Source organism: Rhizobium sp. BK602 (assembly GCF_014195095.1).
Taxonomy (GTDB): domain Bacteria; phylum Pseudomonadota; class Alphaproteobacteria; order Rhizobiales; family Rhizobiaceae; genus Rhizobium.
On the sequence record NZ_JACIBC010000001.1, the window covers coordinates 480300 to 502055 of the forward strand.

A 21756-nucleotide genomic window follows, 5' to 3' on the forward strand; every position below is an offset into this window, starting at 1 on the left:
GACCTGCAACTATTCCCGGCTGCGTCGCCGTCTGCGGCCACCGCCTTCTCCCCCGGCATCGTCCGCCGGCAGCTTCCGTTCCGGCAGAGTGACGACTTTCGACAGTTCCGGGAAGGCGTCGACCTTGTTCGGCAGGGCCATCGCATAGACGAAATGCTCCTGAAACTTTGATTCAAGCGCCGTCTCTATCTTCTCGATTTTGCTCACGGTTTCCTCGATCTCGCGGCGATGGCCGCGATTGAGGAGCGCCATGCGTGCGCCGGTGCCGGCGGCATTGCCGACGGCTTTCACCTTGTCGAGCACACAATCCGGGATCAGGCCGAGCACCATCGCGTATTTCGGATCGATGAAGGTGCCGAAGGCGCCGGCGAGGCCGATGCGGTCGACATGGCTAATCCCCTGCTTGTCCATCAAGAGCTTGACGCCGGCGTAGAGCGCGGCCTTGGCAAGCTGGATGGCGCGGACGTCGTTCTGCGTCACCGTGATGCGCGGCTCGCCGTCGCGCAGCAGGTAGGAATAGGTGCGGCCGTTCTGCAGGATACGCGGCGAGCGCGCCATCATCGCGCCATCGACGACGCCGTCCTCGGAGATGATGCCGGTCAGGAACATCTCGGCGATGACCTCGATGATCGCCGAGCCGCAGATGCCGGTAACGCCGACGGTCGCGGCGGCCTCCTCGAAGCCGGGCTCGTCCGACCAGGGCTCGATGCCGATGACACGGTAGCGCGGCTCGAGCGTCACGGGATCGATGCGTACGCGCTCGATGGCGCCCGGAGCGGCGCGCTGGCCGCTGGAGATTTCCGCGCCCTCGAACGCGGGGCCGGTGGGCGAGGAGGCGGCAACGACGCGGTGACGATTGCCGAGCACGATTTCGGCATTGGTGCCGATATCGACCAGCAGCATCATCTCGTCCTGCCGGTGCGGCCCTTCGGCCAGCGTCGCGGCGGCGGCATCGGCGCCGACATGGCCGGCGATGCAGGGCAGCATATAGATGCGCGTGCCCGCATTCATCGGCAGGCCGATCTCGGCGGAAGTGAGGTGAACGGCGCCGGAAACGGCGAGCGCGAAGGGCGCGCCGCCAAGCTCGGTCGGGTCGATGCCGAGGAAGAGGTGATGCATGATCGGATTGCCGACGAAGACGGCGTCGAGAATGTCCTGGCGCGACACGCCGCCATCGGCGCAGACCTTGTCGATCAGCCCGTTCAGCGCCTCGCGCACGGCATTGGTCATGGCGCCGCGGCCGTCCGGGTTCATCATCACGTAGGAGACGCGGCTCATCAGATCCTCGCCGAAGCGGATCTGCGGGTTGGAGGCGCCCGCCGACGCCACCGTGCGGCCCGACAGCAGCGAGGAAAGATGCATGGCGATCGTGGTCGAGCCGATATCGCAGGCGATGCCGTAGGCTTCGTTCTTCAGGCCGGGATAAAGCGCGATCAGGCGCGGGGGATCGCTTTCATGATCCCGGTGGATCGCGGCGGTGACTTTCCATTCGCCCTTGCGCAGGATCGATTGCACCTGCGGGATGATATGGAAATCGATTTCGAGATTGTCGTATTTCCAATCCGTGGCGATTGCCGCCTTCAGCCGGTCGAGATCGCCCGACGGCTTGTGCATGTCCGGCTCCTCGACCTCGACATAGCACATGTGCACGGCGGTATCGCGGGCGATGACCCGTTCGTCGGCGGCCTTGCGCACCACCTGCGCGTTGATGACCGTATCCTGCGGCACGTCGATGACCAGGTCGCCCTGGATCAGCGCGGAGCAGGAGAGGCGACGGCCCTCCGGCAGGTCGCGCACTTCGGCATAGCGCTTTTCCTTCGGGCCGATCGGCGAAAGATGGTCGTTGGCCGAAACGATCTTGTGCTTGGCGAAATTGCCCTCCTGCACGGACACCTGGCAGCGCCCGCAGGTCGCGCGGCCGCCACAGACGCTCTCGACATAGACGCCGAGCTGTCTTGCCGCCTCCAGCACCGGTGTTCCCACGGCAAAGCGGCCACGCTTGCCGGAGGGCATGAAGAGGACGAGGGGGTCTTGGTTGGTCATTACAGGTCTTTCGGTTACCCCTTCTCCCCTTGGGGAGAAGGTGCCCGATAGGGCGGATGAGCGGGTGAGGAGCCGCGGTAGCAAAGGTTATAAAGGGGCAGAAACCTCTCCTTGCAACACCTTTCGCCAGCTCTTTGGGCGTCCTTCTCCCAACGGGAGAAGGTGTTTTATTCCCTTACAGCCCCCGCGCCAGCGCGTGCCGCGCGCCCGCCGCGACGTCCGCCGCCAGCGGCCGGTGCCGCCGAAGCGGGAGCGCTCGCGCCGCCTTCGGCCGGCTTGTAGTCGCGGTAGGTCATGATCCAGTTGGTGCAATTGGCGTCCGTACCGTTCAGCACGTTGGCGGCGCGCACGGCTTCCATTTCCTGTGGGCGGCAGGGGTTCATGATCGCCGAGGTCATGCCGGCGCCGATGACCATGGGGATGAAGCCGGCATTGATGCCATGGCGGTGCGGCAGGCCGAAGGAGATGTTGGAGAGGCCGCAGGTGGTGTTGACCTTCAACTCGTTGCGCAGGCGGTGCAGCAGCGCGAAGACCTGGCGGCCGGCGTCGCCCAGCGCGCCGATCGGCATGACCAGCGGATCGACGACGATGTCATGCGGCTTGATGCCGTGATCCATGGCACGCTCGACGATCTTCTTGGCGACGGCGAAGCGCACGTCCGGATCCATGGAGATGCCGGTCTCGTCGTTGGAGATGGCGACCACGGGCACATCGTATTTCTTCACCAGCGGCAGGATGGCTTCGAGCTTTTCCTCCTCGCCGGTGACGGAGTTGACCAGCGGCCGGCCCTTGGCGACCTTCAGCGCCGCTTCGATGGCGGCCGTCACCGAGCTGTCGATCGACAGCGGCACGTCGACGAGGCCCTGAACGATTTCCAGCGTCTGCACCAGCAGGCCCGGCTCGGTCTCGTTCGGGTTGACCGAGGTGACGCCGGCATTGACGTCAAGCATGGTGGCGCCGGCGGCTACCTGTTCCAGCGCATCCTTGATGACGGTATCGAAATTGCCTTCGATCATCTCGGCGGCCAGCTTCTTGCGTCCCGTCGGATTGATGCGTTCGCCGATCACGCAAAAGGGCTGGTCGAAACCGATGATGATTTCGCGAGTGGCGGAGGCAACGATGGTGCGCGTCATGTCTGATCCTCTGGTCAGTTGGCCCGATAAATCTGGTCTATCGTGCGGTGATTTGGGTTACAAGCCGGCCGGGCTCCTCCGCCCGCCGGTTATGAACAATCCGGTCAATGCGTCTGCGGCGGCGGATGATGCGCGGCGGCCTCGGCCATCTCCTGCTGGTTCTCTTCCTTGCCCTCGCGGATATGCTCCAGGCGCTCGGCGACCAGTGCATCGGTGCGGCTGGCCTCGTGCTTCCATGGCCGGCGGCCCTTCAGCACGCCGGAATCATGCACCATCTCCGCGACATATTCTTCCTGGCGATAGGCCATCACATGGATGCCGGACACGCCTTCGATGTCCTTCACCTCGTTGATGATGTCGATGCAGAGCTGCTTGCCTTCCTTCTTCTGATCCTCGGCGCCCTCGATGCGCTTGATGATATCGTCCGGTATATGCACGCCCGGCACGTTGGAGCGCATCCAGCGGGCCGTCCTGGCCGAGGCCAGTGGGCCGACGCCGACGAGGATGAAGCATTTCTCGTGCAGGCCGAGATCGCGAACCTTCTTCATGTATTCGCGGAACATCGGCACGTCGTAGCAATACTGGCTCTGGACGAACTGTGCGCCGGCCTCGATCTTCTTGGCCAGACGATAAGGCCGGAAATCATAGGGCGGGGCGAAGGGGTTGATGGCGGCGCCGAGAAAGACCCTCGGCGGCGAGGTCAGCTTGCGTCCCGACAGGAATTTCGAATTGTCGCGCATGATGCGCACGGTTTCGAGCAGCGACATGCAGTCGAGATCGAACACCGGCTTGGCGCCGGGCTGGTCGCCAGCCTGCACGCCGTCACCGGTCAGGCACATGATGTTCTGCACGCCCATGGCCGAAGCGCCGAGCACGTCGCCCTGGATGGCGATGCGGTTCTTGTCGCGGCAGGCGATCTGCATGATCGGCGCGTAGCCCATGCGCGTCAGCAGCGCGCAGATGCCGACCGACGACATGTGGCAATTGGCGCCGGAGGCATCGACGGCGTTGATGCCGTCGACCCAGCCGTCGAAGATGGCGGCGCGCTCGTAGACATCTTCCGGATTGGCGCTGTCGGGCGGGTTCAGTTCGGCGGTGACGGCGAACTCGCCGCGCCGCAGCACGCGCTCCAGCCGTCCGAGCGAGGAGTGGCCGGGCAGGGGATCGAGCGGCAGATGCGCGCCGAGCGGATTTTCATCGATATGCGCCATCGATCAGGATTCCTTGCTTGCCGCTTCGCGAGCCGCGGCGGCTTCCGCCGTGACGCGCAGCCAGGAGGAGGTTTCGCGCAGCGACTGGTTCACCGGCTTCTGCACGTTCAGGATCGCATCGCCATAGGCCATGTTGCGCGAGCCGTTCCATGCCTGGACCCAGACGCAGGGCATGTCCGGTTCGACCTCGCAATTGCCATTGGCGCGCACGCCGCCGCAAGGGCCGTTGCGCAGCTGCTTCGGACAGTTCATCGGGCAGGACATGCCGGTGGACGACAGCGCGCACTGGCCGCACATGCGACAGTCGAACAGAAAACCCTTCACATTGCGCTCGACGAAGGTGATGGGACGTTCGACGCGCTCATAGCCGAGCTTTTTCCACAGCGGATGCAGCAGCAGGAAGGCATCGGCGAAACGGCGGTAGAACCATTCGAGGAAGCGCGAGTGACGCACCGCCCAGAGGCGGACGGTATATTTGCGCCGGGCACGACGGTTCGGCGAGACGCCGGCGGGCGTGTAGGCGCCGCTCGCGGCCTTGGCGGCCGGGGCGGCATTGCCGGGTTTCTGGACGGCGTCAGCCATTGTCGCGGCCTCCGGCCTTCACCAGCGCCACCAGACGTTCCCGGTCATAGGCGGTCTCCAGCTCGCTTGCCGCCTTGTCGGCCTCGGCTTCGAGATCGTCGGAAACGGGCACGGGATCGGCCTTGCGCCATTCGGCGAGATAGTCGTCAGTCTCGGCGGCGCCGGTGCGCATGGCGCACATGTCGATCGCTTCGGTGAAGCGCAGCGAGAGCTCGCGCTTGGCCGTCTGCCTGCCTTTCTTAATGATGACCTGGGCCGGAATGTCCCGCCAATAGACGACAATGCGATCTGCCATGCAGAATTTCTCCTCTTTGATCAAGAATGCACGTCCGCCGATCCGGGGACTGCGCTTGCGGCGACGCGGCGCATGCTGAAAAGCGACGCGGCGCGGAAAGCTTCTCCATCAGCGGCAACCAACTGTATCATTCTTGAAAATGATCGGCTTTTCCGGCGCGATTCCACGTTCCCGACGCAGGCCAGCATGGCGACAACAGCGGTGCGCCGCAAGCGGGGATGTGGAGCGGGATGTCGTAATCAGACGGCCAGAAGTTCACGGGCGAGATCGCCGTAGCCGGTGTGGCGATACTCATAGTCCAGCCCGAGATAGGCGGCGGCGGCCTTCGCCTTTTCCTGCAGTGCCGGGTCTTCTTCCTGCGAGAGATAGACGACCTTGCGGTAATTGCCGAAATACATGTCCTTCAGCTCCGGATGGCGGTCGAGGCCGAGCGGCACGATGACGAAGGCTTCGAACTGCCGGGCGAGGAAATCGGTCAGGAAGAAGGAGGTGATGTCGTCGTCGCGGGCGGCGAAAGCCTCGTTGCCGCTGAAGAAGGAATAGCAATGCGGGCCGGACAGGCGCTCGATGCCCTCGCTCTCGCAGATCCTGTCGATCTCGCCGCCGGTGCCGCAATCGGCATAGCCGATGAAAATCGTTTCGAAACCGCGCGCACGCGCATTCGCGATCGCTTCCCGGAGAGCCGGCGCGATCTTCTGTGGATAGGAGTGGTAGATTGCCGGAAGACAGTGCAGGTCGATGTGATCGAGGCTATTGATTCTGGTGATCGCCAATATTTCGCGCGCGATTGCGCCGCACGCGATCACATGAACTTTTCGAGCCGTTGTGCGTTTATCGCGCGGAGAATTCGTCTCCGTTTTCTGCCGATCAATATCCATTCCGAGGAGGGCTCCAGATCATGACCGCATCGACACTCACCAAAATCGCAGCCGCCTGCGCAGTCCTTATGGTACTCGCTTCCTGTGCCAACACAATTCGCGGCGTCGGCAGGGACACGGCCAACGCCGTCAATGCGACGGAGGATGCCGGTCACAAGGTCAAGAGGGCGGTTGTCAACTGATTTGGGGTGCTGATCGGCCGGCGGCAACCCTTGTCGGTGCCGCCGGTATGATGTCGGCGCCGATCAGGCGCCGGCGGCCAGGCTGTTGTGCTTGCGCTTCATGAATTCCTTGGCCGTTTCGACGGCCACGGCGGCATCGCGGCAGTAGGCGTCGGCGCCGACGGCCTTGCCGAATTCCTCGTTCAGCGGCGCGCCGCCAACCAGAACGACGTAGTCGTCGCGCAGGCCCTTTTCCTTCAGCGTATCGATGACGACCTTCATATAGGGCATGGTCGTTGTCAGCAGTGCCGACATGCCGAGAATATCGGGCTGTTCGCGCTCGATGGCGTCGAGATAGTTTTCGACCGGGTTGTTGATGCCGAGGTCAATGACGTCGAAGCCGGCGCCTTCCATCATCATGCCGACAAGGTTCTTGCCGATGTCGTGGATGTCGCCCTTGACGGTGCCGATGACCAGCTTGCCGAGCTTCGGCGCGCCGGTCTGTGCCAGCAGCGGCCGCAGGATCGCCATGCCGGCCTTCATCGCATTGGCGGAAAGCAGCACTTCGGGAACGAAGAGAATGCCGTCGCGGAAGTCGATGCCGACGATGCGCATGCCCTCGACGAGCGCCTGCGTCAGGACGTCGTAGGGTGTCCAGCCGCGATCGAGAAGGATCTGCGTCGCTTCCTCGATTTCTTCCTTCAATCCGTCATAGAGGTCGTCATGCATCTGCTGCACAAGTTCCTCGTCCGAAAGTTCCGCGAGAATGATTTCGTCGTCAGACATGCGCTCCATCCCGTTTTCGTGCAATGCATCAGAGGCTTGTATAAATCACTGGCGCTATTACGGATAGACCTGAAGCATGACAAAACCCTTTTCGAAAGCGACGTGTCGAGGATCAATCGCGACGGATGAAAATGAGAGATTTCACCGGTCCGATGTCTGTCCTATGCTAGTCGCTGGCGCATAAAGGAATGTCCGCGCGAAGGAATAGGATAGCATGGAGCCCGATAGACGCATTCATGCGCAGGAGTGAGGAAACATCATGGACGATATGATTGAGCAACCGGCTGCAGGCGGCGATGGCGGCGGACGGCGTTCGCGTGGCGAGGGCAGAGGTGCTGCTGCAAGGCGCGCATCGCGCAGTGGCGGCGGACCCGGTCCCTCGCTTCCGTATATTCAGCGCAAGATCGGTGTCTACGAGGTGCTGGACGAGGAGGGCTTGCAACTCATCGAGCGCAATGCCGATACCGTGCTCGAGGAGATCGGCATCGAGTTTCGCGACGACGCGGAAGCATTGGAGCTGTGGAAAGAGGCCGGCGCCGACGTCAAGGGGCAGCGCGTGCATTTCCCGAAGGGGCTTTGCCGCGAACTCTTGAAGACCGCGCCGAAGGAATTCACCTGGCATGCGCGCAACAGCGCCCGCAACGCCCATGTCGGTGGCAAGGCGACGATCTTCGCGCCGGTCTATGGGCCGCCCTTCGTGCGCGATCTCGACGGCAACCGCCGCTATGCGACGATCGAGGATTTCCGCAATTTCGTGAAGCTCGCCTATATGGCGCCGTCGATGCATTCGTCCGGCGGCACGGTCTGCGAGCCCGTGGACATTCCGGTCAACAAGCGCCATCTGGATATGGTCTACAGCCATATCAAATATTCCGACAAGCCATTCATGGGCTCGGTGACCGCGCCGGAACGCGCCGAGGACACGATCGCCATGGCGAAGATCGTCTTCGGCGACGATTTCGTCGAAAACAATTGCGTGACGCTGAACCTCATCAACGCCAACTCGCCGATGGTGTTCGACGAGACCATGCTCGGCGCATTGAAGGTGTATGCGCGGCATAATCAGGCATCGGTGGTGTCTCCCTTCATCCTCTCCGGCGCGATGAGTCCGGTGACGGTGGCGGGCACGCTGACGCAGATTTTGGCGGAAGTGCTGGCCGGTGCCTCCTTCACGCAGTTGATCCGCAAGGGATCGCCGGTGCTTTACGGCACCTTCGCCGCCTCGATCTCGATGCAGTCGGGTGCGCCGACCTTCGGCACGCCGGAGCCGTCGCTGGTGTCCTACGGTTCGGCCCAGCTTGCCCGTCGCCTCGGACTGCCGTTCCGTACCGGCGGTTCGCTCTGCGCCTCCAAGGTGCCGGATGCGCAGGCCGCGCATGAATCGGCCAATACGCTGAACATGACGCTGCTGGCGGGCACGAACTTCGTGCTGCATGCCGCCGGCTGGCTCGAAGGCGGTCTTGTCTCCTCTTATGAGAAGTTCATGATCGACCAGGATCAGCTCGGCATGATGCAGAAGATGGCCGAGGGCATCGATCTCTCCGAAAACGGCCAGGCGCTGGACGCGATCCGCGAAGTCGGCCCCGGCAGCCACTATCTCGGCTGCGGTCATACGCAGGCCAATTTCCAGACGGCGTTCTATCGCTCGGCGCTTGCCGACAACAACTCTTTCGAGCAGTGGGAAATCGAAGGCCAGAAGCGGGTCGAGGAGCGCGCCAACGCGCTTTGCCGCTCCTGGCTCGATCATTACGAAGCCCCGCCGCTCGATCCGGCCATCGACGAAGCGCTGCTGGCCTATATCCAGAAGCGTAAGGATTCCATGCCGGACGCCTTCACCTGAAGAGAGCCCGAAGCCGCCAGGGAGCAAGGCGGTGCAGTCCGCGTCGCAGACCTGATCCAGAAGGAAGTCTGGCGGCCGCACTATCAATATAAGGGGCCGCGGTGAGCGGCGGCTCCACCATTCTGAGGAAACTCCGTGCGGCGCTCGGCGCCCACGGAGTTTTCGTTCGAGGCGTCGTATCCTTCGGTGAAGGCGAGGGGCCGTTGCTGGCCGACGGGACGGCGGCGCGAAGCGTCATCCTGCTCGGCAATATCGGCGGCTCGCTCTGGGAGCCGTTTTCGCGCTGGCGGCAATTGCCCGAAAATACCGGCCGCGCCGATCCGCTCGACGATTGGTCGAAAGCGCTGATTCTGCCGCTTGCCGCGGCCTTGGGCGCGAGTGCCTATTTCCCCTCCGATCCGCCCTGGCAGCCCTTTCAGCGATGGGCGATGCAGGCGGAGGGGCTGAAGGCTTCGCCGCTCGGCATTCTCATCCATCCGCAATATGGCCTGTGGCATGGCTATCGCGGTGCCCTGGGTTTTGCCAATGCCGTCGACGCGGATGCCGCGACGGCGCATGCCGGCCATCCCTGCGATCATTGCGTCGAAAAGCCGTGTCTCTCGGCCTGTCCCGTCGATGCGGTCACATCCGCCGGCTTCGACGTCGCAGGCTGTCGGTCGCATCTGGCAACGGCGCAGGGAAGGGCTGGCTGCGGGGCCGGCGGGTGCCTTGCCCGCAACGCCTGTCCCATCGGCGCGGCCTATTGTTATCCGAAGGCGCAGCTTGCCTTTCACATGGCGGCGCTTCACCTGTAGCGAGAGCGTTCCTTCTTTCGCCGCATTTTCCATGCGCCTTGATGTTCGTGAAATCCTTCGGAGTCGCGCTTGATTCGATTGTTGACCGTGCTTGCCGTTCTCGGCCTTGCCACAGCCGCCTCCGCCGACGAGGCGTGCCGCAAGGTTACGCATCTGGGCGACGATTACACGATCTGTACCTTCGATCCCGCAGCCGACAGCATCCGGCTCTATGAATATGGCCGTGACGGCAAGCCCTACGGTTCGTTCCAGGCGCTGGAGGACGGGCTACGCGAGGATCGCATCCGCATCCGTTTCGCCATGAACGGCGGCATGTATCAGGACGATCAGTCGCCGGTCGGCCTCTATATCGAGCAGGGCAGGCAGTTGAAGGCGATCAATACCAACAGGGGATGGGGCAATTTCCATCTCCTGCCGAACGGCGTCTTCTACATCCAGCCGGATCGCGCCGGCGTCATGGAGAGCAAGGCCTTCGTCGCCTCAGGCATCAAACCCGCCTATGCGACGCAATCCGGGCCGATGCTGGTCATCGACGGCAAACTGCATCCGTCCTTCCTCGTCGACAGCACCAGCTTCAAGATTCGCAACGGCGTCGGCATCGCTTCGGACGGAAAAGTGATCTTTGCCGCTTCGGACGGCGCGGTTCGCTTCCACGATTTCGCGACCTTGTTTCGCGACGACCTCGATTGCGCCAACGCGCTTTTCCTCGACGGCAGCATCTCCAGTCTCGACATACCGGAATGGCAGAGGCGGGACGGGCTCTTTCCGCTTGGGCCGATCATCGCGGTGACGGAACCGCTGCCGCAGTGAGCGCGGCGGCGCGCAAGGTTGGAGCCAGCCACATTCGCTAATCGAGGTAACGGAGGATCGCATGTCCTCCGGATATGCATTGGCGGATTGGGGCTTCGAAATATCGATGACGGAAATTGCAAATGGGGCAAAGGCGCTGGTCTTCATGACGGCGCGCGATTGCGAAATGTATGTCAGGCAATCGCTGGCGAGCCTTTCGCGGCAGACGCTCGACGACCTGCATGTCCTTTTCATCGACGACTGTTCCGAGGACGATACCGGTGTCATCGCCGAAGCGCTGCTCAAGGATCTTTTTCCGAACCGGCACACTTTCATCCGCAACGAGACGCGATGGGGCAAGTCGCGCAATGTCTGGGAGCATCTGAAGCCGCGCACTAAGATGGCCGAGTTCATCGCCGTCCTCGATGGCGATGACCAGCTGATCATCCCCAATATTCTGGAGCGGATGTCTGAGAGCTATGCCGGCGGGCAGGACGTCGTCTGGACGAACTTCATCACCGATGGCGGCGGGGTCGGCGGCAACGGTCCGCTCGATCCCAATCTGTCGCCGCGCCGGCAGGGCTGGAAGACCAGCCATCTCTTCAGTTTCCGCGCGTCCTTGCTGGACAATGTTCCCGAGGGGTATCTGCGCGACGATGCCGGGCAATGGTTCATGGCGGCCTGCGACATTGCTCTTGCGCTGCCCATCCTCGACCAGACCCGGCGCTATGAGTTCATTCCGGTCAATGCCCATCGTTATACGGCGACCAATCCCTATTCGCATCACAATCTCGATCCGCAGTCGCGCGGGCTGAACTCCACCGCCCAGCAGCGTTCGGCGCAGCAGGTGTTCAACAAGCCGCCGCTGCCGCTTATCCGGCCGGCAGATGGTATGGCTCCCGAGCCCGCCGCCGTTCCTGATTTCGTCGAAAGCCGCGCACCCGTGGTGGTTGCTACGGCCGGAGCGACGGATGCCTGGCAGGAGACCGCGAGCGGTATTCTTGTCGCCGGCTATCCGACCTTGCTCGACGCCCAATCGGTCGCGGGCCGCAATCCGCTGACGCCGATGCAGATCTGGGCGCTTCGTCGCGCCGCGCTCAGCCGAGGTGACACGCCGAATATCCTGCATATCGGCGCTCCACGCTCCGCCTTGGCGCTGGCATCCATTCTCTCCGGCCTCGATGCCGGGCTGAACTGCCTGTGTCTTTCGCCGGAACAGGTTGGCGATATGGAAGCGCGCTTCGTTGCCAGCGGCCTGACCGAGGGCATTTCCATCATCGAATCCGAGGCGGCCAACATAAGTTTCGAAGAATTTTCCGCCGTCTTTCCGGATACCAGGCAGATCGCCGAGGACATCAAGTTCGATCTGGTGGTCGTGGACCTGATGAATACGTCCTATCCGGCCGAGAGCGCGCTGGTCGCGCTGCCGGCGCTGGCGGGCAACCTGTCGCCGCGCGGCTTCGGATTGTGCCTTTTCGCGCAGGACAGCGCTACCGAAGTGATGGCGGCCAAGCGTTGGGCCAGCGTCAGCACCGGCCTGAAATTCTGCCTCAATGCCATCGGCGGCAGCGGGTTGATGGTCATCGGCGGCCGCTGATGATGCTCCCGAATCCGCCGATCCATTTTCGATAAACCTCTGCACGTTGGAAAGAACCGCGATGACTCTGCAAGCCACGGTCGCCTGCGAAGTGAACAGCTACCGGACCCCGGTCCGATTTCACCTTCCCAATCCGAACGATCATATCCAGAGGATCATCCTGCAGAGCCGCGCCTTCTATGAGCGGGCTATGCTGGAAGACATCGGATCATCCTTGCCGGAAGATGCCTTCGTCATCGACGTCGGCGCCAATATCGGCAATCACACCCTGTTTTTCAGTGCCGTCGCCGGTGCCAGGATATTGGCGATCGAGCCGAACGGCGAAGCGCTGCATATTCTGCGGGCGAACGTCAACCTGAACGGCTTGCAGGATCGTGTCGATATCAAGCCGATCGCCTTGGGTGCCGAGGCGGGCATGGGAAATATCATCGAGGAGGATTCCTCCAGGCTGGGGATGGCCCGCGTCATGGTTACGGCCGAGGGGCAGGTTCCCGTGGCCCGTCTCGACGATATCGTCCGGGGGCAGCATGTGCACCTGATCAAGATCGATGTCGAGGGCATGGAGGTGGAGGTGTTGCGCGGTGCCGTCGGCACGATAGAGCGATGCAGCCCGCGGCTGCTCGTCGAAGCTGCGACGGCGCAGTCATTGCGGGATGTCGAAGCCATCTTGCGGCCGCTCGGCTATCGCAAGATCAAGGTCTACAACGAAACGCCGACCTATCTGTTCGAAGCGAAGTTTGCCGAAGCCTATCCGGAACGGCGCATTCAGGCGATCGACCCCGCGCATGTCGCCGCCCTGCCGCCGACGGAAGAGATCGTTGCCGGCATGGCGACGGTTGCCGGCAACGAGGTTGCGCTGCGCGCGACCGTCATGTCGCTGCTGCCGCAGGTCGATCGGCTCTATGTCTATCTCAATGGCTTCACGGAGGCGCCGCGCTTCATCGCCGAGCATCCGAAGATCCGGCATTACATCGATACCGATGGCACGCGCTATGGCGATGCCGGCAAGTTCTGGGGGCTGGAGCAGGTCAAGGACGCCATCTATATCAGCTGCGACGACGACATTCTCTATCCCGATGATTTCGTCGCCCGCATGGTCGGCGAGCTGGCGCAATTGCGTGGCCAGGCCGTGGTCAGCGTGCATGGCTCGATCATCCTGCAGCCGAGTCTTGGCTACTATAAGGATCGCAGCCGCGCCGTCTTCCACTACGAGCGCGCCCTGATGCGGCGCCGGCGGGTCCATGTGGCGGCGACCGGTACCAGCGCCTTCCATTCCAGCGTCGTGCAGGTGACGCTCGCCGATTTCCGTCACCGCAATATGGCGGACATCTGGCTGACGGAACATCTGCACCGCAAGGGCATTCCTGCCTACGTCGTGCCGCGCAAGGACGGGTGGCTGAAGTCGATAGAGGTGCCGCGCGCAACGATCTACGCGCAATCGGCGGCGGCTACGGGGTCGGCCTATGACAGTTCGCGGCCACAGGACGAAGTCCTCTCGACGATGTATCCGATCTCGCTCCTGAGCTCGGATGCCGCGGATGCCTCCTCGATCATCTATCTCGTGGATGCCGATCGTCCCGACGGATTGGTGGAATTCATCCTCGCTGTTGCGGCGCGCGAGCGCGATGCGATCGTTTTCGTGACCTGCGATCACGAAAACGAAGCGATGCGCAACGTGACGCTCCATCCGGAGTTTCTCTGCGAGGTGCATCTCGTCGCCCGCAGCGGCGGCAATCCGTCCGCCTATTTCGACTTGCTGTCGAAGCATGCGGAGCGGGTCAAAGCCTGGACCCTTCGCGGCGGCAACGAGCTGAAAATGGTGGGGGCAGGCGAATGGAAGAAATGGTTCGCGCCGAGCCAGCCGGTTGCGAATGACGATCGGCCGGACCTGGAAGCCACGGCGGTTCGCCAATGACATGGCGTGCCGGCGGCCGGATTGAAGGCTGTTCCGGTGCATCGATATTCGCTGCAAGCATCCGCTGACTATGAGCGGTAGGTCTCCCGCTCAGCCGATAGGGGATGCGATCAGGAACCAAAATCCTGAAGGAAGCCGGCCGTCACCGTTTTCGGCCGGCTTCGATATTGGCGATGCTTAGCCGCGGCGACGGCGCTCGCGGGCCGGAGCTGCTCCACCTTCATTGGCGGTCTTGTTGCGCAGCGGACCGATCCGCTCGACGATGACCTCCAGTGTCGGGCGCGGGCCGGGCGTGTAGCTATCGAGCGCTTGGCGCATGGCGGCGAGATGGCCGCAGGAGGTGCCGCAGCAGCCGCCGATGATCTTGGCGCCGGCGTCGCGGGCAAGGCGCGCATAATCGGCCATCAGCGGCGGCGTGCCGGAATAATGGATCTCGGCGCCACGATATTCGGGAATGCCGCAATTGCCCTTGACGATCACGGTCGCTTCCGGATCGGCATCCGTCATGTCGAGCAGGCTGGAGAGGATATCCGAGGCGCCGACGCCGCAATTGGCGCCGACGGCGAGCGGGCCTTCGCCGACATCCTTGGCGACGCCGTGAATATCCTTCGGATGCAGGCCCATCATGGTCTTGCCGGCGGTATCGAAGGAGCCGGTATAGGTATAGGGCAGGCCGACCTTGACGGCGGCTTCGGCGGCGGCGCGAATTTCCTCGGGCGAGGACATGGTCTCGATCCAGGCGACGTCGGCGCCGCCGGCTTGCAGACCCTCGATCTGCTCCACGAAGGCGCTGACGGCATCTTCGTAAGTCAGGGCGCCGAGCGGCACCAGCAACTCGCCGGTCGGGCCGACCGAACCGCCAACGATCACCTTGCGGGTGGCCTTGTCGGCCACCGAACGGGCGATTTCCGCGGCCGTCTTGTTCAGGCTGTGAACACGATCCTGGGCATGATGCAGCTTCAGGCGATGGCGCGTGCCGCCGAACGTATTGGTAAGAATGATATCAGCGCCGGCATCGACGAAATCCTGATGCAGTTTGGTGATCCGCTCCGGATGCTGTTCGTTCCAGAGTTCCGGCGCTTCGCCGGCCTCCAGGCCCATGGCGAAAAGATTGGTGCCCGTCGCTCCGTCTGCAAGCAGCACGCCCTTTTCGGCAAGAAGTTCGGTCAAGGGATTGGCTGTGACGGTCATCGCGGCTCCTCGGGATCTCTGGATTGAAATGCAGATATAAACATTTCTTTATATGGCTGCAATGGCTGGATGAAGGCAATGATTGCTCAGCCAGGCGATGGCGCGGGAAAAAATGTTTGCTCGATGTTTTTTCGTCCATCCACATGCCGCGATCCATGCTGGTTTCTGCATTTTCCGGAAGAGCTTCAGTTTTCCTGCAAGTCAAAGCAGAAAATTTTCAAAAAATTTTCGGATTCATCCTTATTTAAGCACTTGATAACCCTCCGGTAACGATGTGCCGTTATCAATCAAGCCGTGGCGGGGGACACCGCCTCCTCTCCGGATCAGGTAGTGCGTACCGGAGAAGCGAGCCTTGCAGTGTTTGATGCAAGCGAGCCGGCGTTTTTTGGCAAACCGCGTCGATCTTCGGATCGCGCGGTTTTCGCGTTTCGGTGCCTGGTCATCGTCTCATTGAAAACGATAGCGGCGCGATCTCATGCATGTGGATAGCCATGCTCATAGCGCGACAAGACAAGCAAAAGCCGCCGATGCGGGTGCATGGCGGCCTATCCATGTGCAGGCTTGACGGCCGGTCAGCCGACGCTGTAGGTCCGGATGAAGCGCACGAGGCTGGAGCGGGTATCCAGTTCCTGCAGGCGGCTGTCCGGGCGGCGCGAGGGCAGTTTCGAATTCCAGGCGATCTGAATGGAATTCTTGTTGTTGAAGATGAAGAGCATCTGGGTATCCTCCGAGCCGGATCGACCGGCTTTTGTTGTTTGATTTGGCGGTGGAAATATTCCTCTTCGATACGGCGGGCAATGGATGGAGTCGTCATCCGATGTCGCAAATAGAGTAAGTTATGAAGCGTGGTTCGCTCGCCTCGGATTTCCGGTTTCCGGCCGCCTGCAATGGTGGCGAAAACAAGGCAAACTCCAGATTTTACAGCGGCTACACCAGATTGAGGCAGTGACGGATGACGAAAGCGATCATGCTGCAGGGAACCGGTTCCGATGTCGGAAAAACGGTATTGGTCGCCGGCCTTTGCCGCCTGTTCGCCAATAGGGGCGTCCGGGTTCGTCCGTTCAAGCCGCAGAACATGTCGAACAATGCGGCGGTCGCCGAGGACGGCGGCGAGATCGGACGGGCGCAATGGCTGCAATCGCTGGCGGCGCGCGTGCCCTCGTCGGTGCATATGAACCCGGTGCTGCTGAAGCCGCAATCGGAGACCGGCAGCCAGATCATCGTGCAGGGCAAGGTCTGGGGACAGGCGAAGGGCAGGGACTATCAGGCGCTGAAGCCGCAACTGCTCGGCGCGGTGCTGGAAAGCTTTGCGACCATGCGGGCCGGAACCGATCTGGTGATCGTCGAGGGCGCCGGCTCACCCGCCGAGATCAATCTCAGGCAGGGCGACATTGCCAATATGGGCTTTGCCACCCGCGCCAACGTGCCCGTGGTACTGGTCGGCGATATCGATCGCGGCGGGGTCATCGCCTCGCTGGTCGGCACCTATCATATCCTACCGGAGGATGACCGGCGGATGATCCGCGGCTATCTGATCAACAAGTTTCGCGGCGACGTCTCGCTGTTCGGCGAGGGGATCAAGGCCATCGGTAGTTTCACGGGCTGGCCCTGCCACGGCGTCGTGCCATGGCTCAGGGCTGCCGGGCGATTGCCGCCGGAGGACTCGGTCGTTCTGGAGCGGCTGGTACGAGGGTCGGGCGGCGCATTGAAGATCGCCGTGCCGGTTCTGTCACGCATCGCCAATTTCGACGATCTGGACCCGCTGCGCGCCGAGCCGGATGTCGATCTGGTCTTCGTCCGCGCCGGCGAGCGCTTGCCCGCCGATGCGGCGCTCGTGGTGCTGCCGGGCTCGAAGTCCACCATCGGTGACTTGATGGACCTGCGGGCCGAGGGATGGGATCGGGATATCGCCGCCCATGTCCGGCGCGGCGGACGCGTCATCGGCATTTGCGGCGGCTACCAGATGCTCGGCCACACGGTCCGTGATCCGCTCGGCGTCGAGGGATCGGTGAGGGAGACGCCGGGGCTAGGCCTGCTCGACATCGAGACGGAAATGGCGCCGGAAAAGACCGTGCGCAACAGCTCGGCATTCTCGACGGAATATGATGCGCCGCTCTCGGGGTATGAAATCCACCTTGGCGTGACGCGCGGCAAGGATTGCGACCGGCCTTCGACCATCATCGATGGCCGGCCGGATGGCGCGATCTCCGGCGACGGCCGCATCATGGGCACCTATCTGCACGGACTTTTCACCAGCGATGCCTATCGCTCGAAGCTGTTGGCCAGCTTCGGTCTGACGGAGGAGCGGCAAAGCTACCGCGCCGGCGTCGATACCGCGCTGGACGAGATCGCCGGAGAACTGGAAGCGGTGCTCGATCCGGCCTGGCTCGATAGTCTCATGGGCTAAAGCTCGCCGGAAACCTCGCGCCGCCGGCGGTCGAGTTCCTCGCTGTAGCGGCGCAAGGTGTAGCTCTCGGTGAGCAGGCCGATCACGCGACGCTCGATGAGGTCGTTGACGACGACCAGCGCTTCGCTTTCGGTCTGGTCGAACAGGGCGGCGGCCTGCTTGGCGTTCATCTGCGGCTGCAGGAAATCGTTGCGGTGGCGGATGAAATCGGCGAGGCCGTGCTCCTCGTCATCCTTCTCCACCGGGCTCGCATAGACATCCGGCATCAATACCATGCCGGCATATTTTTCGTCCTTGTCGAGCAGAATGACCCGCTGGGCCGAGCCGATCGGGAAATTGCGGCGAAATTCCTCGATGCTCATGTCGACGCGCGCCGTATGCACGTCCGGACGCATCATGCGGGCGACGGTCAGATTGCGTATCCAGCCGACGTCATGGGCGCTACGGATGCTTTCGCCGCGCAGGTGGAAGCGCCATGTGGCGAAGGAGTAGCCGAAGGTGGTGCGCACCACCAGCGATGAGGTGATGACGGCGGCGAGCACCAGCGCCGTGATCGGGAAATCGCCGGTGATTTCCAGCGCCAGGAAGGTCATGGTCAGCGGCCCGCCGATGATGGCGACGGCAAGCGAGCTCATGCCGACGACGGCATAGATGACCGGCGTCAGCGTGGCGTGATCGAAATAGGGAGCGCAATAGGCGAAGATCTTGCCGAGCAGGGCGCCCATGAACAGCGAGGCGAAGAAGAGGCCACCCCTGAAACCGGAGCCGATCGACACCGCCGAAGCAAGCGATTTCAACAGGAAAAGACTGGCTAGTCCCCACAGGGTGACTTCGCTGCCAACATTCAGATGCAGGGCGCCATGGCCGGCGGAAAGAACCTGCGGCGAGATCAGCGCCAGAAGGCCGACGACAAGGCCGCCCAACGCCGGACGGAAGGGCGGCGCGATCGAGCTCTTGCGCGCCAGTTCCTCGACGAAGGCGACGCCCTGCATGATCAGGATGCCGATGCCGGCGCAGAAGGCACCGAGCAGAACGGCCGGCAGATAGTCGGCGGGGACGACGGCGCCGAACCGGCCGACATCGATGGCGAAATCATCACCGGCGAGTATGCGGGCGATGAAGGTCGAGATCAGTGCGGAGACAACGACCGGGGTCAGCGTCAGGATGGAATAGGTGCCGATGATCAGCTCGAAAGCGTAGAAGGCGCCGGTGAGCGGCGCATTGAAGGCGGCGGCGATGGCGCCGGCAGCACCGCAGCCGACCAGCATGCGAAGATCGGCCCGGCGGAACTGCATCTTGTAGCCGAATTTCGAGGCGATGCCGGCGGCGAGCTGCGTATAGCCGGCTTCCAGCCCGACGGAGGCGCCGAAACCGTTGGAGATCAGGTTCTGCACGGCGACGAGGATGCTGTCGGTCAGCGACAGCCGGCCGCCATGCAGCGCATTGGCCTCGATCGGGTCGACCATCGGCTTCTTGCGGGTGCGCGACAGGATGAAGATCATCAGGCCGAGCAGAATGCCGCCGGCGATCGGCGCGATCAGCAGCAGGGATTTGTCGGTGATCTGGATGGCGGCGGAGCTCAGCCGGTCGTCGTCGGGGATACCGTAGACGAGGCTGTGCAGTTGCCGCGAGATCAGGCTCATTGCCGTGACGACGCAGCCGGAGGTGATGCCGACGAAGACGCCGGCAATGACGAGGCCGAGCTCTCCCCGACGGAAAAGCGCCCTTAGCCGGCTGGCGCTGAAAAAGACGGAAAGCAGGCCGAGATGGCGCGGTTGAAATTTCTGCAGCATTGGAGACAGACGATAGTTTTGTGCTCAGGTCCTTGTGCCTGGCTTCCATAAACTTCTAACATCAAATAATTACGGCAAAAAGATCGCTTAGTCAGCGGTTTTTAGATCGATTTCGCGGCTGGAACAGCTGGTGTCGCATCCCCCACCTTGATTGACTTGCCCAGGCCGAGAGCCTAATCATGGCGCATAACGAATGGTTCCCGGGCGGCGATCTGCCGCATGGGATGAAAAGGGAATGTGAAGGGGCGGACCCAATCCGGGCGCTCTCATCACAGCCGACCCCGCGACTGTAGAGCGGTCAGGGTCTTCTGGCCGGTTTGAGGCAATTGCGTTGACGATCCGCATGGTGCGGGCCGGGCGTAACGGTCTTTCTCCGGAAAAGCCACTGGCATGGCATCATGATCAACCGGGGCTGGACGCCTCTAAGTCTACGAATCGTCCGCCTTTTCATGATGATCCGCCGGGAAGGCGAGAAGATCCGCCGGCGCATGAGCGGGGGTGACCGGTCCTCGGTTCGCCCCCGCTTGCCGCGCCTTATCCGCGAGCCAGGAGACCTGCCATGCGTGCCGGGCACTAAGCCCATTCTTGGGACGGATGTCCCGCTGCCAGCACGGAGGTTGTCATGGCGCAAAACGAGTTTCAGGCGCGGAAGTGCCCGGTTTCTTATTCTGTCAGCAATGCGCTGGTTTGCGCCCTGATCCGGGGCGGCTATCAATCATGACCTCCTCGCCATCCGGCGCCGTCTTCGTTCTTGGCGGTGCGCGTTCCGGCAAATCCCGATTCGCCGAATCATTGATCTCCGATACCGGCCTGGCACGTCACTACATCGCGACCGGGCAGGCGTGGGACGATGAAATGCGCGATCGCATCGCGCAGCATCGCGCCGATCGCGGCGAGCTGTGGACGACGCATGAGGAGCCGCTGGACCTCGTCGCGCGGCTGGCGGCGATCGATGGCCAGGGGAAGGCCATCTTGGTCGATTGCCTGACGCTCTGGGTCACCAACCTGATGATGGCCGAGCGCGCTATGGCGGCGGAATTTTCCGCTCTCACCGAATTCCTGCCGAAGGCAAAGTCGCGGCTCGTCCTCGTGTCCAACGAGGTCGGGCTCGGCATCGTGCCTGAAAACCGCATGGCGCGCGAGTTTCGCGACCATGCCGGCCGGCTGCACCAGATGATCGCGGCGGCAAGCGCCGAAGTCTATTTTGTCGCGGCGGGACTGCCGCTGAAAATGAAGGGTTGATCCGCATGAACCAGGAAAAGATTCCCGCCACCGTCATCACCGGCTTTCTCGGCGCCGGCAAGACCACGATGATCCGCAATCTGTTGCAGAACACCGGCGGCAAGAAGATCGCCCTGATCATCAACGAATTCGGCGATCTTGGCGTCGACGGCGAGGTGCTGAAGGGCTGCGGCGCGGAGAACTGCACGGAGGACGACATCATCGAGCTGACCAACGGCTGCATCTGCTGCACCGTCGCCGACGATTTCATCCCGACCATGACCAAGCTTCTGGAGCGGGATGCGCGCCCGGATCATATCGTCATCGAGACATCCGGCCTGGCGCTGCCGCAGCCGCTGGTCGCCGCCTTCAACTGGCCGGATATCCGCACCCAGGTTACCGTCGATGGCGTCATCACCGTGGTCGATAGCGCCGCCGTCGCCGCCGGCCGCTTTGCGGATGACCATGACGAGGTGGAAGCGCGCCGGGTCGAGGACGATTCACTCGATCACGAAAGCCCGATCGAGGAACTGTTCGAGGATCAGTTGACCTGCGCGGATCTGATCGTCCTCAATAAGACCGACTTGATCGATGTCGATGGTCTCGGCCGCGTGCGCGCCGAAGTCGCCTCGCGCACGGTTCGCAAGCCGACGATCATCGAGGCGAAGAACGGTGACGTCCCGGCCGCCGTGCTGCTCGGCCTCGGCATCGGCACGGAAGGCGATATTGCCAATCGCAAGTCGCATCACGAGCTGGAACACGAGGACGGAGCACCGCATGACCACGACGAATTCGACAGCTTCGTCGTCGAGCTCGGCCCGATCGCCGATCCCGCCTCGTTCATCGAAAGGCTGAAGGACGTGATTTCGGACCATGACGTCCTGCGTCTCAAGGGCTTTGTCGATGTTCCGGGCAAGCCGATGCGCCTGCAGATCCAGGCCGTCGGCAGCCGCATCGATCACTATTTCGACCGCGCCTGGACGCCGGGCGAAACGCGGGCGACGCGGCTGGTGGTGATCGGGCTGCACGAGATGGATGAAGGGATCGTGCGCGCGGCGATCGAGGCTTTGGCTTGATTATGTATCGTCAAATGATACATTGTTGACGGATTAAGGCATCG

Annotated in this window: 19 protein-coding genes and 1 riboswitch; of the genes, 9 read left to right on the forward strand and 10 right to left on the reverse strand. The window is 62.6% G+C overall.

The features are described from left to right. Positions 1-9: 9 nt before the first annotated feature. The 6 genes from FHX11_RS02345 to FHX11_RS02370 form a co-directional block, all read right to left on the reverse strand. Positions 10-2043 (reverse strand): ASKHA domain-containing protein, encoded by a 2034-nt coding sequence (locus tag FHX11_RS02345; protein WP_184354656.1) that lies wholly within the window; start codon positions 2041-2043, stop codon positions 10-12. Between the two features lie 167 nt (positions 2044-2210). Continuing rightward, positions 2211-3176 (reverse strand): methyltetrahydrofolate cobalamin methyltransferase, encoded by a 966-nt coding sequence (locus FHX11_RS02350; protein WP_184354657.1) that lies wholly within the window; start codon positions 3174-3176, stop codon positions 2211-2213. Positions 3177-3280: 104 nt separating this feature from the next. Beyond that, the gene (locus FHX11_RS02355; protein ID WP_184354659.1) at positions 3281-4387 is read right to left on the reverse strand and encodes a methylenetetrahydrofolate reductase; all 1107 of its coding nucleotides are present in this window, start codon (positions 4385-4387) and stop codon (positions 3281-3283) included. Positions 4388-4390: 3 nt separating this feature from the next. After that, entirely contained in the window at positions 4391-4969 is a 579-nt protein-coding gene (locus tag FHX11_RS02360) for a methylenetetrahydrofolate reductase C-terminal domain-containing protein (RefSeq protein WP_184354661.1), read from the reverse strand. Continuing rightward, positions 4962-5264: a virulence factor gene (locus FHX11_RS02365; protein ID WP_184354663.1), complete on the reverse strand. Its 303-nt coding sequence runs from the start codon at positions 5262-5264 to the stop codon at positions 4962-4964. Before FHX11_RS02365 ends, FHX11_RS02360 begins: the two co-directional genes overlap by 8 nt. Before the next feature lie 239 nt (positions 5265-5503). Beyond that, positions 5504-6142, reverse strand: a complete 639-nt coding sequence (locus tag FHX11_RS02370) for a DUF1638 domain-containing protein (protein WP_184354665.1) — start codon at positions 6140-6142, stop codon at positions 5504-5506. Positions 6143-6162: 20 nt separating this feature from the next. On the opposite strand from FHX11_RS02370, the gene FHX11_RS02375 reads away from it, so the two are divergent. Continuing rightward, positions 6163-6324, forward strand: coding sequence for an entericidin (locus FHX11_RS02375; protein WP_184354667.1), 162 nt, complete (start codon positions 6163-6165; stop codon positions 6322-6324). 63 nt (positions 6325-6387) lie between these two features. On the opposite strand, the gene FHX11_RS02380 is transcribed toward FHX11_RS02375, so the two are convergent. Beyond that, positions 6388-7089, reverse strand: coding sequence for a B12-binding domain-containing protein (locus FHX11_RS02380; RefSeq protein ID WP_184354669.1), 702 nt, complete (start codon positions 7087-7089; stop codon positions 6388-6390). A 259-nt stretch (positions 7090-7348) separates the two neighbouring features. Here FHX11_RS02380 and FHX11_RS02385 point away from each other — a divergent pair, with 259 nt between their 5' ends. From FHX11_RS02385 to FHX11_RS02405, 5 genes are all read left to right on the forward strand, one after another. After that, on the forward strand, positions 7349-8929 hold the full coding sequence (locus tag FHX11_RS02385; RefSeq protein ID WP_184354671.1) for a trimethylamine methyltransferase family protein: 1581 nt from the start codon (positions 7349-7351) through the stop codon (positions 8927-8929). 101 nt (positions 8930-9030) lie between these two features. Further along, on the forward strand, positions 9031-9723 hold the full coding sequence (locus FHX11_RS02390) for a 4Fe-4S dicluster domain-containing protein (RefSeq protein WP_184354673.1): 693 nt from the start codon (positions 9031-9033) through the stop codon (positions 9721-9723). Positions 9724-9792: 69 nt separating this feature from the next. After that, the gene (locus FHX11_RS02395; protein ID WP_184354675.1) at positions 9793-10533 is read left to right on the forward strand and encodes a phosphodiester glycosidase family protein; all 741 of its coding nucleotides are present in this window, start codon (positions 9793-9795) and stop codon (positions 10531-10533) included. A 61-nt stretch (positions 10534-10594) separates the two neighbouring features. Further along, on the forward strand, positions 10595-12109 hold the full coding sequence (locus FHX11_RS02400) for a glycosyltransferase family A protein (protein ID WP_246780870.1): 1515 nt from the start codon (positions 10595-10597) through the stop codon (positions 12107-12109). Between the two features lie 61 nt (positions 12110-12170). Next, positions 12171-14024, forward strand: a complete 1854-nt coding sequence (locus tag FHX11_RS02405) for an FkbM family methyltransferase (protein ID WP_184354678.1) — start codon at positions 12171-12173, stop codon at positions 14022-14024. A gap of 177 nt (positions 14025-14201) precedes the next feature. On the opposite strand, the gene bmt is transcribed toward FHX11_RS02405, so the two are convergent. After that, the gene (gene bmt, locus FHX11_RS02410) at positions 14202-15215 is read right to left on the reverse strand and encodes a betaine--homocysteine S-methyltransferase (protein ID WP_184354680.1); all 1014 of its coding nucleotides are present in this window, start codon (positions 15213-15215) and stop codon (positions 14202-14204) included. A 572-nt stretch (positions 15216-15787) separates the two neighbouring features. Continuing rightward, on the reverse strand, positions 15788-15931 hold the full coding sequence (locus tag FHX11_RS02415; RefSeq protein WP_184354682.1) for a hypothetical protein: 144 nt from the start codon (positions 15929-15931) through the stop codon (positions 15788-15790). 236 nt (positions 15932-16167) lie between these two features. Here FHX11_RS02415 and FHX11_RS02420 point away from each other — a divergent pair, with 236 nt between their 5' ends. Continuing rightward, positions 16168-17622 carry a cobyric acid synthase gene (locus FHX11_RS02420; protein ID WP_184354685.1) on the forward strand — a complete coding sequence of 485 codons (1455 nt, stop codon included), beginning with the start codon at positions 16168-16170 and terminating at the stop codon, positions 17620-17622. Here FHX11_RS02420 and FHX11_RS02425 read toward each other — a convergent pair. Next, positions 17619-19415, reverse strand: a complete 1797-nt coding sequence (locus FHX11_RS02425) for a chloride channel protein (protein WP_184354687.1) — start codon at positions 19413-19415, stop codon at positions 17619-17621. The two genes, FHX11_RS02420 and FHX11_RS02425, sit on opposite strands and share 4 nt — an antisense overlap. A gap of 177 nt (positions 19416-19592) precedes the next feature. Further along, a riboswitch (cobalamin riboswitch) is annotated at positions 19593-19992 on the forward strand. 140 nt (positions 19993-20132) lie between these two features. Here FHX11_RS02425 and cobU point away from each other — a divergent pair. Continuing rightward, positions 20133-20657 (forward strand): bifunctional adenosylcobinamide kinase/adenosylcobinamide-phosphate guanylyltransferase, encoded by a 525-nt coding sequence (gene cobU / locus FHX11_RS02430; RefSeq protein WP_184354689.1) that lies wholly within the window; start codon positions 20133-20135, stop codon positions 20655-20657. 5 nt (positions 20658-20662) lie between these two features. Continuing rightward, a complete protein-coding gene (gene cobW, locus FHX11_RS02435; RefSeq protein ID WP_184354691.1) occupies positions 20663-21712 on the forward strand; it encodes a cobalamin biosynthesis protein CobW in 1050 nt (349 codons plus the stop codon). Positions 21713-21756 lie beyond the last annotated feature (44 nt).

What these genes read in the sequence shown, in the direction of transcription:
- FHX11_RS02415 (WP_184354682.1), bottom strand. Translation starts at nt 15,931, where the DNA reads ATGCTCTTCATCTTCAACAACAAGAATTCCATTCAGATCGCCTGGAAT.
- FHX11_RS02370 (WP_184354665.1), bottom strand. Translation starts at nt 6,142, where the DNA reads ATGGATATTGATCGGCAGAAAACGGAGACGAATTCTCCGCGCGATAAA.
- cobU (WP_184354689.1), top strand. Translation starts at nt 20,133, where the DNA reads ATGACCTCCTCGCCATCCGGCGCCGTCTTCGTTCTTGGCGGTGCGCGT.
- FHX11_RS02350 (WP_184354657.1), bottom strand. Translation starts at nt 3,176, where the DNA reads ATGACGCGCACCATCGTTGCCTCCGCCACTCGCGAAATCATCATCGGT.
- FHX11_RS02405 (WP_184354678.1), top strand. Translation starts at nt 12,171, where the DNA reads ATGACTCTGCAAGCCACGGTCGCCTGCGAAGTGAACAGCTACCGGACC.
- FHX11_RS02365 (WP_184354663.1), bottom strand. Translation starts at nt 5,264, where the DNA reads ATGGCAGATCGCATTGTCGTCTATTGGCGGGACATTCCGGCCCAGGTC.
- FHX11_RS02400 (WP_246780870.1), top strand. Translation starts at nt 10,595, where the DNA reads ATGTCCTCCGGATATGCATTGGCGGATTGGGGCTTCGAAATATCGATG.
- bmt (WP_184354680.1), bottom strand. Translation starts at nt 15,215, where the DNA reads ATGACCGTCACAGCCAATCCCTTGACCGAACTTCTTGCCGAAAAGGGC.
- FHX11_RS02425 (WP_184354687.1), bottom strand. Translation starts at nt 19,415, where the DNA reads ATGCTGCAGAAATTTCAACCGCGCCATCTCGGCCTGCTTTCCGTCTTT.
- FHX11_RS02385 (WP_184354671.1), top strand. Translation starts at nt 7,349, where the DNA reads ATGGACGATATGATTGAGCAACCGGCTGCAGGCGGCGATGGCGGCGGA.
- FHX11_RS02345 (WP_184354656.1), bottom strand. Translation starts at nt 2,043, where the DNA reads ATGACCAACCAAGACCCCCTCGTCCTCTTCATGCCCTCCGGCAAGCGT.
- FHX11_RS02420 (WP_184354685.1), top strand. Translation starts at nt 16,168, where the DNA reads ATGACGAAAGCGATCATGCTGCAGGGAACCGGTTCCGATGTCGGAAAA.
- FHX11_RS02380 (WP_184354669.1), bottom strand. Translation starts at nt 7,089, where the DNA reads ATGTCTGACGACGAAATCATTCTCGCGGAACTTTCGGACGAGGAACTT.
- cobW (WP_184354691.1), top strand. Translation starts at nt 20,663, where the DNA reads ATGAACCAGGAAAAGATTCCCGCCACCGTCATCACCGGCTTTCTCGGC.
- FHX11_RS02375 (WP_184354667.1), top strand. Translation starts at nt 6,163, where the DNA reads ATGACCGCATCGACACTCACCAAAATCGCAGCCGCCTGCGCAGTCCTT.
- FHX11_RS02355 (WP_184354659.1), bottom strand. Translation starts at nt 4,387, where the DNA reads ATGGCGCATATCGATGAAAATCCGCTCGGCGCGCATCTGCCGCTCGAT.
- FHX11_RS02360 (WP_184354661.1), bottom strand. Translation starts at nt 4,969, where the DNA reads ATGGCTGACGCCGTCCAGAAACCCGGCAATGCCGCCCCGGCCGCCAAG.